The 14,176-nt window shown below is 46.3% G+C and carries 11 protein-coding genes; 6 read left to right on the forward strand and 5 right to left on the reverse strand.

The features are described from left to right. The first annotated feature begins 152 nt into the window (after positions 1-152). From dnaA to gyrB, 4 genes are read left to right on the forward strand one after another with little or no spacing between them, the layout of a single operon-like run. Positions 153-1,520: a chromosomal replication initiator protein DnaA gene (gene dnaA, locus KZ771_RS11095; protein WP_290573358.1), complete on the forward strand. Its 1,368-nt coding sequence runs from the start codon at positions 153-155 to the stop codon at positions 1,518-1,520. 29 nt (positions 1,521-1,549) lie between these two features. After that, the gene (gene dnaN, locus KZ771_RS11100) at positions 1,550-2,653 is read left to right on the forward strand and encodes a DNA polymerase III subunit beta (RefSeq protein ID WP_290653494.1); all 1,104 of its coding nucleotides are present in this window, start codon (positions 1,550-1,552) and stop codon (positions 2,651-2,653) included. Positions 2,654-2,660: 7 nt separating this feature from the next. Beyond that, complete coding sequence (recF, locus tag KZ771_RS11105; RefSeq protein ID WP_290653496.1) at positions 2,661-3,761, forward strand: DNA replication/repair protein RecF; 1,101 nt, start codon at positions 2,661-2,663, stop codon at positions 3,759-3,761. Between the two features lie 2 nt (positions 3,762-3,763). Further along, a complete protein-coding gene (gyrB, locus tag KZ771_RS11110) occupies positions 3,764-6,181 on the forward strand; it encodes a DNA topoisomerase (ATP-hydrolyzing) subunit B (RefSeq protein WP_290653498.1) in 2,418 nt (805 codons plus the stop codon). 65 nt (positions 6,182-6,246) lie between these two features. On the opposite strand, the gene glyS is transcribed toward gyrB, so the two are convergent. Beyond that, a complete protein-coding gene (gene glyS / locus KZ771_RS11115) occupies positions 6,247-8,313 on the reverse strand; it encodes a glycine--tRNA ligase subunit beta (protein WP_290653500.1) in 2,067 nt (688 codons plus the stop codon). Further along, positions 8,310-9,230: a glycine--tRNA ligase subunit alpha gene (gene glyQ, locus KZ771_RS11120; protein WP_133540779.1), complete on the reverse strand. Its 921-nt coding sequence runs from the start codon at positions 9,228-9,230 to the stop codon at positions 8,310-8,312. Before glyQ ends, glyS begins: the two co-directional genes overlap by 4 nt. Before the next feature lie 93 nt (positions 9,231-9,323). Here glyQ and KZ771_RS11125 point away from each other — a divergent pair, with 93 nt between their 5' ends. Then, positions 9,324-9,932, forward strand: coding sequence for a DNA-3-methyladenine glycosylase I (locus KZ771_RS11125; protein WP_290653502.1), 609 nt, complete (start codon positions 9,324-9,326; stop codon positions 9,930-9,932). Positions 9,933-9,950: 18 nt separating this feature from the next. Beyond that, on the forward strand, positions 9,951-10,427 hold the full coding sequence (locus KZ771_RS11130) for a GNAT family N-acetyltransferase (RefSeq protein ID WP_133540777.1): 477 nt from the start codon (positions 9,951-9,953) through the stop codon (positions 10,425-10,427). 21 nt (positions 10,428-10,448) lie between these two features. Here KZ771_RS11130 and tusA read toward each other — a convergent pair whose 3' ends face one another. The 3 genes from tusA to fadB all read right to left on the reverse strand — a co-directional run bounded on the left by tusA (position 10,449) and on the right by fadB (position 14,124). Next, positions 10,449-10,682, reverse strand: coding sequence for a sulfurtransferase TusA (gene tusA / locus KZ771_RS11135; RefSeq protein ID WP_133540776.1), 234 nt, complete (start codon positions 10,680-10,682; stop codon positions 10,449-10,451). A 101-nt stretch (positions 10,683-10,783) separates the two neighbouring features. After that, positions 10,784-11,947, reverse strand: a complete 1,164-nt coding sequence (fadA, locus tag KZ771_RS11140; RefSeq protein WP_133540775.1) for an acetyl-CoA C-acyltransferase FadA — start codon at positions 11,945-11,947, stop codon at positions 10,784-10,786. A 20-nt stretch (positions 11,948-11,967) separates the two neighbouring features. Next, positions 11,968-14,124: a fatty acid oxidation complex subunit alpha FadB gene (gene fadB, locus KZ771_RS11145; RefSeq protein WP_290653505.1), complete on the reverse strand. Its 2,157-nt coding sequence runs from the start codon at positions 14,122-14,124 to the stop codon at positions 11,968-11,970. Positions 14,125-14,176: the final 52 nt, after the last annotated feature.

The raw sequence follows: 14,176 nt of genomic DNA on the forward strand, positions 1-14,176 counted from the left end.
TTTATGTGGATAATAGTATGGGTTACTCACAATTATGCTCATGACTAAAGCGTTAAATTTATTCGTTATTTATCGTTTATAGGTGGCGTGATAAAACGCGCTGAAGTACAATCATTGTAACGAATAATTATAAAGAAGATGGAGATGTTAGTGTGAATAATTCGCTTTGGCAGCAGTGTTCAGAACGACTGCAATCTGATCTACCCTTGCAGCAGTTCAACACATGGATTCGCCCGATTCAGGCAGAACAGTCAAGCGACACACTAAGCTTATACGCGCCGAATATTTACTCAGTGGATTGGGTCCGTGATAAGTACTTAAAGACGATCAACACGATCCTCAATGAATTGACGGATAACAAAGCGCCAAAGGTCATCATAAAGGTTGGTAATGTAAGCAGTAGTAGTGAATCCAAGACGGCTCCAGCCCGCTCGCGACAAGCGCCCAGACGAACGGGCCCTACCTTTGGTCAGCTGGCAACCGATGAAAATGAAGTGTTTGAAAGCAATATTCACCCGGAATACACCTTTGATAATTTCGTCGAGGGTAAGTCGAATCAATTAGCGCGAGCAGCAGCCATTCAAGTCGCTGAAAATCCAGGTGGCGTTTATAACCCATTATTTGTGTATGGTGGTACAGGTCTGGGTAAAACTCACTTGTTACATGCGGTTGGCAACGGGATCATGGAACACAAGAAGGGTGCAAAGGTTTTTTATATCCGCGCTGAGCGTTTTGTTCAGGACATGGTTAACTCAATTCGCAACAGTTCGACCAATGAGTTCAAACGCTATTATCGCTCTGTCGATGCGTTACTTATCGATGACATTCATTTCTTCGCGAATAAAAAAGGTTCTCAAGAGGAGTTTTTCCATACCTTTAACGCTTTGCTTGAGGGTAATCAGCAGATCATAATGACAAGCGATCTTTACCCTAAAGAGATCGATGGGGTGGAAGACAGGTTAAAGTCTCGTTTTGGCTGGGGATTGACTATAGCTATTGAACCACCTGAACTTGAAACACGTGTTGCGATTCTTATGCGTAAGGCAGAAGAGCGCGGTTTGCACATGCCGCATGAAGTTGCTTTTTTCATTGCCAAACGTCTGCGCTCGAATGTACGCGAACTTGAAGGGGCGCTAAACCGTGTGGTGGCAAATGTGTCTTTAACAGGACGTGCGATTACGATAGATTTTGTCAGAGAGGCGTTACGCGATCTTATTGCAGCGCAGGAAAAGCTCGTTACGATAGATAATATCCAAAAAACTGTGGCCGAGTATTACAATATAAAGTTGGCAGATATTTTATCGAAGAGGCGCAGTCGCAGTGTTGCCCGGCCGAGGCAGTTAGCTATGGCGTTAGCAAAAGAGTTGACCAACCATAGCTTACCGGAGATTGGCGATGCATTCGGAGGTCGCGATCATACAACGGTTTTGCACGCATGTCGGCAAATACAAAAGTTGAAAGACGAACAACACGATATAAAAGAAGACTATAGAAACCTTATTCGCACCTTGTCGTCGTAGTGCGGACCGGGATAGCCAGGGGAAGAACAATGAAATTTAACGTAAGTCGGGATGCGTTTTTAAAACCGTTGCAGGTAGTAAGCGGAGCAGTAGAGCGTCGTCATACTTTACCTATTCTTTCGAATTTGCTGTTACAAATTGAAGGCGATCGTCTACGATTAACGGGCACTGATCTCGAAGTAGAGTTAGTTTCTTCGGTTGCTGTAAATGCCGCTGGCGGCGATGGTGCGGTTACGGTGCCCGCAAAAAAGCTTGTCGATATCGTTAGGAGCTTGCCGGAAGACTCGAACATTGAATTTTCTGCAGAGGAAGATAAAGCGTTCGTTCGCTCGGGGCGGTCGAAATTCAAACTTAGCACACTTCCCGCTGATGACTTTCCCAATATCGACGACTGGACTAGCGATATAAATTTCGTTAGCGACCAAGTCGTATTAAAACGATTGATGGAAAAAACCCACTTTTCGATGGCGAACCAAGATGTTCGCTATTACCTCAATGGCATGTTATTTGAAACAGATAATGGCATGCTTCGCTCGGTAGCAACTGACGGGCATCGTTTAGCGATGAGTAGCTGCGCAGTAGAGCAACCTGGCTTGGCACAAAAACAGGTGATTGTCCCACGTAAAGGCGTAGTTGAACTTCTGCGTCTGCTCGGCGAAGAGGAAGCCGAGGTGTCCGTGGCTATTGGTAACAATCATATTCGAATTGAGAACGAAACGATTGTGTTTACCAGTAAATTGGTAGATGGTCGCTTCCCTGATTACCGACGTGTACTTCCTAGCGGTGGCGATAAAATCGTGGTTGCTGATCGCGATTTGCTGCGGCAAGCGTTCGGACGCGCGTCTATTCTGTCTAATGAGAAATTCCGGGGCGTGCGCTTAAATCTTGCTTCGGGCGAGTTATGTATTACTGCGACTAACCCTGAACAGGAACAGGCTGAAGAAGTTATTGAAGTTGATTACCAGGGTGAGGAATTGGAGATAGGGTTCAACGTGAGTTATCTTCTGGATGTTTTAAATAACGTGGACGATAACGAAATTCGTTTTACTTTAGCAGACTCCAATAGCAGTGCGTTGATTGAACCAAATCATGACGACTCCTGTTGTTATGTTGTTATGCCAATGAGGTTGTAACTCAATAATGCGGGTTGTTCGTTTTATGGGGGAGGATTTTCGTAATTTTAAACGGTTTGAATTCTCTCCCCATAACAACGTAAATATTATTTTTGGCGATAATGGCTCCGGTAAAACGAGTTTATTGGAAGCACTATATTTGTTTGGCTTCGGGCGTAGCTTTCGGCCTGGAGGATTCCGTCCCTTAATTAATTCGCAAGCGGATAAGTTTACGTTGTTTATTGAGGCAAAATCGGATTTTGGTGATGCCTTGAATAAATTCGGAATGGCTCGCTACCAGGGCGGTGATAACCAAATCCGTATTAATGGTGGAGGCAACACCAAGCTTTCTGAACTTGCGAGTTATTTTCCAGTCCAGTTGTTTACTCCCGAATCGGTAGACGTAGTTTATGGCGGGCCGAGTGGAAGGCGTCAATTAATTGATTGGGGTGTGTTCCACGTGGAACATTCTTTTTTTGAAGTTTGGTCGAATTACAATAAAGTACTTCAACACCGAAACAAACTACTAAAACGGAATCGTAGTAATTATAGCCTTTCACAAGACAAGTTTTGGCTCGACCAACTTAAAAAGTATGGTGAAAAAATCACTTTGCTTAGAAAACAGTACCTTTCAAACCTACGTAAATATTTCCTGGATACGACGAAATTATTCTTACCAAATGTTACACTGGACGTTTCGCTAAAGCTTGGTTGGGATCAGAATAAGACTTTCGAAGAAGCGCTTACTAGTGCTCTTGATAGTGACCTAAAATACGGCCATACGACAGTGGGGCCTCATAAAGCAGATCTAACCATAACTGCGGATGGTGTTTCTGCACGAGAATACCTATCGAGAGGACAGATGAAAGTTCTCGTCGCAAGTTTAAAATTGAGCCAAGCACAACTTCTGCGAGAGACCACAGGTAAGTCGTGTATAATAATTGTAGATGATTTAACCTCAGAGCTTGACCGAGAAAATCAAAAGAAGTTTTGCACAGTACTAGAGAATAGTGGATCACAAGTTTTTTTAAGTACGGTGAGCATTAATAATCTTACCGAAAATTTCAAAGAACGACCCGAAATGTTCCACGTGGAACAGGGAATTCTAAAACGTCATATTGAGAAATAACTATGGAAGAGAATAACTACGGATCATCCAGTATTAAGGTCTTAAAAGGGCTTGATGCGGTGCGTAAACGTCCAGGCATGTACATCGGGGATACTGATGATGGAACGGGTCTTCACCATATGGTTTTTGAAGTGGTGGATAACTCGATAGATGAAGCGTTGGCTGGGCATTGTTCTGAAATTCTGGTTACCATTCACTCGGACGGCTCAGTGTCAGTACGAGATGACGGACGGGGAATTCCCGTAGATATCCACGAGGAAGAGGGTGTATCTGCAGCTCAGGTCATCATGACGGTATTGCATGCCGGCGGTAAGTTCGATGATAACTCCTATAAAGTTTCCGGTGGTCTTCATGGTGTTGGGGTTTCAGTTGTTAACGCCTTATCAGATAAGCTGACGTTAACCATCCGACGTCAGGGGCATATCTACGAGCAGACCTACCATCTAGGCGAACCAGAGTCTGATGTACAACAGGTTGGAGATACTGAGGGAACAGGAACCGAACTTCGTTTTTGGCCTAGCAACGAAATTTTCACTGATACGCTATTCCATTACGATATTCTGGCAAAACGCTTACGCGAATTATCATTTCTGAATTCGGGTGTAGCTATCAGATTACGTGATGAAAGAGATGAGCGTGAAGATTTATTTAAATACGAGGGTGGCATCGCGGCTTTTGTTAATTATTTGAATAAAGCAAAAACGCCGATTCACCCAGAGGCATTTCATTTCTCGCTTGAAAGAGAAGACGGTATTGCCGTTGAAGTGAGTATGCAATGGAACGATTCATTTCAGGAAAATATCTACTGTTATACTAACAATATTCCGCAACGTGATGGCGGCACCCACTTAGCCGGCTTTAGAGCCGCGTTGACTCGTACTTTAAATAGCTTTATGGAAAAAGAAGGCTTTGCCAAAAAAGCTAAAACCAGTGCGACGGGTGATGATGCTCGTGAAGGTCTAACTGCTGTAATTTCAGTTAAAGTACCGGATCCTAAATTTTCTTCACAGACCAAAGATAAATTGGTGTCATCAGAAGTTAAAACAGCGGTTGAGCAGGCGATGAATGAACGTTTGTCAGACTTTTTGCTCGAACGTCCACAAGACGCCAAACTGATCGTTAATAAGATTATTGATGCGGCTCGTGCGCGAGAAGCAGCCCGTAAAGCGCGCGAAATGACACGTCGCAAAGGGGCTCTGGACATCGCCGGCTTACCTGGGAAATTGGCAGATTGCCAGGAAAAAGATCCTGCACTATCTGAACTTTATATTGTGGAGGGTGACTCTGCGGGCGGTTCAGCGAAGCAAGGACGTAACAGAAAGAACCAAGCCATTTTGCCACTAAAAGGTAAAATCCTTAACGTAGAAAAGGCTCGGTTTGACAAGATGCTATCGTCGCAAGAGGTCGGAACATTAATTACCGCAATGGGTTGTGGTATCGGCCGTGACGAATACGATCCCGATAAAACGCGTTATCACCGAATTATTATCATGACGGATGCCGACGTAGATGGTTCTCACATTCGGACACTATTGCTAACGTTTTTCTATAGACAAATGCCTGAAATTATTGAACGCGGCTATATTTATATTGCACAGCCACCGCTTTATAAGGTTAAAAAAGGTAAGCAGGAAACCTACATAAAAGACGATCCAGCTTTAATTCGCTATTTAACCAGTCTCGCATTGGACAACGCTTCGTTGCATGTGAATGCCGACGCACCCGGTATTGCTGGTGAGCGCCTGGAATACTTAGTCAATGGCTATCAATTAGCTCAAGAAACAATTAAGCGTCTTAGTCGCAGAATTCCTGAGAAGTTTCTTCAACGTCTTTTCTATGCCGAACAGTTAACAGATGAGCGTTTAAAAGATAGAAGCTTTATGGAAGGCTGGGTAAAAGCGCTTAATGAAGATCTAACAGCGCGTGAGGTTGATTCCGCAACTTACACTATCAGTCTAAAAGAAGACGCTGAGCGCAACATGTGGCTTCCGTCGACGAACATTCGCCAACACGGCGTTGATACTGAATACCCTTTAAGTTACGAATTTCTGATGTCTAAAGATTATGAACAGATAGTAACGGTAGGGTGGGAAATTGACTCGCTAATAGAAGAGGGTGGTTACGTAACACGTGGCGACAAGAAGCAGCCGATTGACCATTTTGTTGAAGCTGTTGAATGGCTTATTGGTGAATCAAAGCGCGGTTTGTACGTGCAGCGTTATAAAGGGTTAGGTGAGATGAACCCTGAACAACTTTGGGAAACAACTATGGATCCTGAAACACGCCGTATGTTGCAAGTAACCATTGAAGATGCGATTGGCGCGGACCAACTATTTACTACCTTAATGGGTGACGATGTTGAGCCACGTCGAGCATTCATTGAAAGTAACGCGTTAAAAGTAGCAAACTTGGATGTCTAATTAAATTAGATGACCGGGAATAAAAAAAGGCCTCGAGTATCGAGGCCTTTTTTTTAATTGATGTATTACTGTAATAACGAGATATCAGCGACTTTTAAAAATAGTTGTCGCAACTGATGTAATAGATTCAAACGGTTGGTTTTGATTTTATCATCTTCGGCATTAACCATAACGTTATCAAAAAATGCATCGATATCGTCTTTGAGCAAGGCCATACGGTTAAGTGCTCCTTCGTAATTGCCGCTCTCAATTTCCGGGGCACTGGAGGTTTCCGTTTCACTGAGTTTAGCCGCGAGAGTCTTTTCTTCCGCTTCAACAAGCAGGCTGTGATTAACCAAACCGTCTAATTCGACTTCATTCTTAGCAAGAATATTGCCCACCCGCTTATTAGCTTCTGCAAGGCTTGTGGCTGCGTCGAGATGCTTAAACGCTGTTATGGCCTTTATTCGTGCATCAAAGTCCGCAGGGCGAGACGGTGCGCGTGCAATAACCGCCTGTATTACATCGACGTCTACGCCTTGTTCCTGGTACCAGGGACGGAACCGACCCATAACAAAGCTAAATACGTCATCGACTACGGCTTTATTTGTTAAAAGACCACCAAACTGCTGTTGTGCTAGTTCAATTATATTCTTGAGATCAAGCGGCAAATTGCCCTCGACTAATATGCGAATAAGACCTAGTGCTGCACGGCGCAGAGCAAAAGGATCCCGGTCGCCCTTAGGAGTCTGTCCAATACCAAAAATACCCACCAAGGTATCAAGCTTATCGGCAAGCGCGACGGCTGCGGCTACATCTGATTGAGGTAAGGTATCCCCCGAAAAACGTGGCCAATAGTGTTGTTCGATTGCATCGGCCACGGAGGTGGGTTCGCCATCGTTAAGCGCATAATGTTTGCCCATCACGCCTTGCGTTTCCGGGAATTCAAGCACCATTTCGGTCACTAAGTCGGCTTTACATAATAAGCCGGCTCTAGCAGCGTTATCAGCTGACGCGTTTAATTGTGTTGCCAATTTACCCGCTAACGCACTGATGCGTTTTACTTTGTCTTCGACGGTACCCAGTTGTTTTTGGAAAAGTACCGCAGCAAGTTTAGATAATCTAGATTCGAGGGTTAGCTTTTTATCAGCTTCAAAAAAGAATTGTGCATCTGCCAGGCGAGGTCGAACAACTTTTTCGTTGCCGCTAATAATTTGTTGCGGGTCTTTACTCTCGATATTGGTGATAAAAATAAAGGCAGGCAGGAGATTGCCTTGTTTATCCTCTACCGGGAAGTACCGCTGGTCATCTTTCATGGTGACTATGAGTGGCTCTTTCGGCACTGATAAGAACTCTTTATCAAAGCTCGCGTGCAGCGCAACAGGCCACTCAACAAGAGCCGAGACTTCCTCGACTAACTCATCGTCATTAACTACATTGCCACCAAGCTGTTCGGCTAGGCGAGCCACTTCTTGTTGAATGATACTTATACGGCGCTGCTGATCGGCTATAACATGATGTTGCTCTAGTAGAGGCTCGTACTCATCAGCTGATTGAAGTTCAAAGCCAGCCGGCGAATGAAAACGATGGCCACTTACATGACGGCTACTGGCCGTTTCAAGCACTTCGCCCTCAATCAAACGTTGCCCGTAGACCATGGTTAGATTGTGTACCGGGCGTATAAATTGTGCGTCACTATCCCCCCAGCGCATTGGCTTGGGAATAGGCAGCTGCTTTAACGCTGACTCAACAATTCCCGGCAATAACGTTTCGATAGATTGTCCTTTGACTTCGGCTTTGTGTAACAGCCATTCACCCTTGTCCGTTTTCAGTCGTTGTGCTTGAGAAACTTCAATGCCGTTAGAACGAGCCCAACCTTGTGCGGCTTTGGTTGGGTTGCCATCTGCATCAAACGCTACATCAACTGACGGGCCTCGCTTTTCTACCACCTTATCGGCTTGTTGTGCCTGCAATCCCTCTACCGAAACCGCTAAGCGACGCGGTGTGGCCAATGCACGTAAGTTATTGTACTGCAACTCGTTCTGCTGCAGACCCTGCATAATACCTTGCGCAAAAGCCTCGCTCAGGTTTTTTAATGCCTTGGGTGGTAACTCTTCGGTGCCAAGTTCAACAATTAGGTTATCCGTGTTCACGAGTTAGCTCCTTCTGGTTGTGATTGGCACATAGGAAAGCCCAACGCTTCTCTGGATTCGTAATAGACACTAGCAACAGCTTTGGCCATAGTACGCACGCGAAGGATATAGCGCTGGCGCTCAGTGACTGAGATGGCATGTCGGGCGTCGAGTAAGTTAAATGCATGCGAAGCACGCATTACCTGTTCATAAGCAGGCAGTGCCAAGCGTTTTTCAATAAGCAACTCACACTCTTTCTCGCAATCCTCAAAACGTTGGAATAACACGTCCACATCTGCGTACTCAAAATTGTAGGTCGATTGTTCAACCTCGTTTTGATGAAACACATCGCGATAATAAATCTTACCGCGAGGGCCGTCTGTCCAGACCAAGTCGTAAATACTGTCAACACCCTGGATGTACATGGCTAAACGCTCTAGCCCATAGGTTATTTCGCCGGCAACAGGTTTGCACTCAATACCGCCTACTTGTTGGAAGTAGGTAAACTGCGTTACCTCCATTCCATTAAGCCAAACTTCCCAGCCAAGACCCCAGGCGCCGAGTGTCGGCGACTCCCAGTTGTCTTCTACAAACCGAATATCATGGATCAACGTATCAAAACCGAGCATCTCAAGTGAGCCTAGATAGAGTTGTTGAATATCTTTAGGCGAGGGCTTCATGATGACCTGAAATTGGTAGTAATGTTGCAGCCGGTTCGGGTTTTCGCCGTAGCGACCATCAGTAGGACGGCGACACGGTTGAACATAGGCAAAGCTCGCTGGCTCAGGCCCAATGGAACGAATGAACGTCATTGGATGAAAGGTTCCTGCTCCGACTTCCATATCAAGTGGCTGTACCACGGCACAGCCTTGCTGCGCCCAATAATCTTGTAGCGCCAGGATCAATCCCTGAAAGGTTTTAACATCGTATTTAGACATAAGACTTCTCTTATTGCGAGATGGCGGTTGACCATTGACTAAAAAATATGCCTAGATTATACCCTTTGATGCGCCTTGGTTATAGGGGAGCAAATGACAAAACTGACGCAAAAACGATGCTCATGGTGTGAACAAGCGGATGATTATAGGCGATATCACGACGAACAGTGGGGACGACCCGTTACTGATCCGGTTGAGCTGTTCGCTAAGCTTTGCCTTGACGGGCAACAGGCAGGTTTAAGCTGGTTGACGATTTTACGAAAACAAGCTGGTTACGAGGCCGCGTTTTACGGTCTGGATCCGGAAAAAATTGTAGAGATGCCGGATAATGAACGGGAAAAATTGTACAGCAATCCTGCAATTATACGCAGTAAAGCAAAAATCGACGCAATTTTTGTTAATGCTCAAGCGTATATGACAATGCGTAACCAAGGCCTTAACTTCAGTCGCTGGTTATGGCAGTTTATAGGTGGTAAGCCGCAAATTAATAGCTATCGCACGTTAAACGAGGTGCCTACAGAGTCGGAAGCTTCACGAGCCATGGCAAAGGCGCTGAAACAACAAGGATTCAAGTTTGTTGGCCCGACAATTTGTTATGCTTTTATGCAAGCTGTCGGTATGATGAACGACCACTTGGTGGATTGTCACTGTTATCAACCCGTGTGTGAGCAGATGCGTCAGTTCACCCCATTGGACACTTAAACGGTTAATGGATCGATAATGATAGAAATTACTCTAGCGGATTACTCTAACCCCGCTCATGCACAAGCAGTTATCGCAATGCTTGATGCCTATGCAAAAGACCCTATGGGGGGCAGTGAAGGTATCAGCGACGAGGTAAAAGAAAACCTCATCAAAGAAATGGACAAGCGTGAACATGTATTTTCGCTGCTTGCCTTTGATGGCGATCAGCCTGTTGGCGTTGCCAACTGTGTTGAAGGGTTTTCAACTTTTGCGGCTAAGCCTTTGATGAATATCCACGATATTGCCGTAATTCCCGAGTATCGCGGAGAGGGCGTTGCACAGAAGTTACTCGAAGAGGTCAAAACACTGGCGCAATTTCGGGGTTGTGTGAAGTTAACGTTAGAAGTTTTGGACAAGAATGACCGCGCCAAAAAAGCCTACGAAAAGTTTGGCTTTAAACCTTACGAGCTAGGTGATGTTGGCCAGGCTGAGTTTTGGGAGATGTACCTTTAGCGAGAACTGCTGAAGTTCGGGTTAGTCGTGTATTTTTTTAACCCAATAACGATAGGGCGTTGTTTCAACGTCCTGCGCGACTAATTCGTGCTCCATAAACTCACAGAAGCCGGGAATATCCCGGGTGGTTGCCGGATCATCCGCAATCACTAACAGGATCTCTCCAATCGACATCTTTCGAATACTTGCACGTACCATCATTACCGGCTCAGGGCATCGCAACCCGAGGGTATCCAGTGACTTATCTTCCTGCATATTCTGACATCACCAATAATCAGTAAAACACCAACAAAAAACGGCTAAAACGCTATCCAAGCGCTTTAGCCGCTTTCATAACTCGCGATTTATTATAAAACCTAAACGCGCTCAAATACAGTCGCAATACCCTGACCTAAACCAATACACATGGTTGCTAAGCCAAGCTTCGCGTCTTTCTCTTCCATTAAGTTGATTAGCGTCGTTGAGATACGTGCGCCAGAGCAGCCTAATGGGTGGCCTAAAGCGATAGCACCACCGTTCAGGTTCACTTTCTCTTCCATCTTGTCGAACAGTTTTAAGCCTTTAAGTACAGGCAGTGACTGCGCGGCAAAGGCTTCGTTGAGTTCAACCACGTCGATGTCGTCCATGCTGACACCAGCACGTTTCAGCGCTTTTTCTGTGGCTGGTACAGGACCATAGCCCATAATAGAAGGATCGCAGCCTGCAACGGCCATTGAGCGAATCTTAACGCGTGGCGTCAGACCCAGAGCTTTGGCTTTTTCAGCAGACATAACCAGCATAGCAGCTGCACCGTCAGACAAGGCTGACGAGGTACCCGCGGTTACCGTGCCGTTGGCCGGGTCAAACACAGGACGAAGCTGTGACAGGCCTTCTGCGGTAGTTTCCGGACGAATAACTTCGTCTTCTGTCACGCGTACCAGTTCGCCGTCGGCATTATGGCCGTTAATTGGGTAAATCTCTTTGGCAAAACGGCCTTCAACTGTCGCTTCGTGCGCTTTCTTATGTGAGCGCGCGCCGAATTCGTCTTGTTGTTCACGGGTAATACCGAACTTGCGAGATAACAATTCAGCGGTCATACCCATGCTGCCAGAAGCTTTTGCAACAGACTTATTCATGCCCGGGTGAAAATCGATGCCGTGAGTCATTGGTACGTGACCCATGTGCTCAACACCACCGGCCATAAAGATTTCGCCGTCGCCGTTCATGATAGCGCGTGCTGCGTCGTGCAATGCCTGCATGGATGAGCCACACAGACGGTTAACGGTAACACCGGCCACCTTATGAGGAATGCCGGCAATTAACGCTGAGTTACGCGCAATGTTGAAACCTTGCTCGAGGGTTTGCTGCACACAACCCCAGTAGATATCTTCCAGTTCTTCAACATCCACTTCCGGATTACGCTCAAGCAATCCCTTCATCAGCGCAGCTGAGAGGTCTTCGGCACGAGTATGGCGGAAAACACCATTTTTTGAACGCCCCATTGGCGTACGAATACAATCTACAATGACGATGTCTTTCATTTTAATAACCTCCTCAAGCCTTACTTCGCGCTGGTTGTGTCAAAGTAAGATTTACCGGCTTTAGCCATTTCGCGCATGCCGTCGGTAACCTGATAAATTTCACCCAGGTGCGCGTACTTGTCTGCCAGTTGAATAAAGTTGTCGATACCTACAGTTTCCAGGTAACGGAACGGGCCGCCACGGAATGGAGGGAAGCCCAGGCCGTAAAGCAGTGCTATGTCCGCCTCTGCGGCAGAACCCACGATGTCTTCTTCCAGACAACGAACCACTTCGTTCACCATTGGGATCATGCAGCGAGCAATCACTTCGTCTGCATCAAGCTTTTTGCCTTGCTCACAGCCGAGTAATTCATAAGTCGCCGGATCAGCTTCTTTGGTTGGCTTACCTTTTTTGTCGGTGCCGTATACGTAGAATCCTTTACCGTTTTTCTGACCGTAACGCTCAGCAGCTGCCAGTTTGGCAATAGCGCTTGAGGTGTCACGTTTCATGCGGGTAGGGAAACCGTCTTCCATAACGACCGTACAATGATCGGCGGTGTCGATGCCGACAACGTCGCTCAAGTACGCAGGACCCATAGGCCAGCCGAACTGCTTCTCCATTACCTTGTCGATACCAACAAAGTCTACGCCTTCATCAACCATACCGGCAAAGCCTGCGAGGTAAGGGAAGAGCACGCGGTTTACTAAGAACCCAGGGCAGTCATTGACAACGATAGGGGTTTTACCCAGTTTTAGTGCGTAAGCCACAACGGCGTTAACGGTTTCGTCTGAGGTTTTCTCACCACGAATAATCTCAACCAGCGGCATCTTATGTACCGGGTTAAAGAAGTGCATGCCGCAGAATTTCTCGGGGCGCTTCAGGTTCTTCGCCAGCTCTGTAATAGAAATGGTCGAGGTGTTTGACGTTAAAATAGCATCGTCACCGATAACGCCTTCAATTTCAGCCAGCACTGAGCCTTTAACTTTTGGGTTCTCAACAACGGCTTCAACAACAATATCGACGTCTTTAACCGCGTCGTTTAGCAAGGTCGGAGTAATAGACGACAAGACTTTAATCATCTTATCGTTGCTCACTTTACCGCGCTCAACGCCTTTTTTCAGGATCTTGCCAGCTTCTTTCATGCCTAAGTCTAAGGCGTCTTGCTTGATGTCTTTCATCACGGCTGGCACGCCTTTCGACGCAGACTGGTAAGCGATGCCGCCGCCCATAATACCCGCGCCTAAAACACCCGCTGTTTTGATTTCTTTGGTTGCGGCTTTAGCGTACTTCTTCGACTTACCTTTAACGGCCTGATCGGCCAGGAAGATACCAACTTGTGCCTGGCACGCGTCAGTTTGAGTCAGGTCGAAAAATGCGTTGTTTTCCGCTTTCAATGCGCCTTCGCGATGCTCGCGAGCGCCGTTTTCAATGGCTTCTAACGCCTTGTGCGGTGCCGGGTAGTGTTTACCAGCTTTGGCTGCAATTAAACCTTTAGCGGTAACCAGAGTCATCATTAACTCGGTGTCGTTAGCTTTCAGCGGCTCTAACTTAGGCTGACGTTTCGCTTTCCAGTCTTGTTCGCCGGCAGCGGCTGCTTTGGCCAGGTTTAATGCGGCTTCGGTTAATTTTTCCGGTGCAACTACGGCATCAATAGCACCCACTTTTAGTGCATCTTCTGCTTTATTATTTTTACCTGTTGTTATCCATTCGAGTGCGTTGTCCGGACCAATAACGCGTGGTAAACGCATGGTACCGCCAAAGCCCGGGATAAGGCCTAGTTTAACTTCCGGCAGGCCGATAGTTGCTGTGGTGTCGGCTACACGGTAGTCGCATGCTAATAGTGCTTCACAACCACCGCCTAACGCGAAACCTTTAACCGCACCAACAGTAGGCACTGGCAGATCTTCGAGTTGGTCAAATACCCGCGATGCTTTAGCCACCCACGAGCGTGTTTTTTCCTGATCAGAGAAAAGAGTCAGGAACTCGGTGATGTCAGCACCAACGATAAACGTTGATTTGCTGCTGGTGACGATGACGCCGCGTAAATCTTTAGTATTTTGTAAAGTTGTCAGTGCTTCACTGAATTCTTCCAATGTTGCTTGGTCGAATTTATTAACCGAGCCTTTCGCGTCGAATTGCAATTCGGCAAAACCGGGTTCAATAAAGTCGACCCGAATGCTTTCACCTTGGTAAATCATGTTGGGTCTCCCACGACATCCATAAATTTAGTGCTATAAAGAGACTGACTCT

This window comes from Idiomarina sp., from assembly GCF_019431395.1.
GTDB lineage: Bacteria > Pseudomonadota > Gammaproteobacteria > Enterobacterales > Alteromonadaceae > Idiomarina.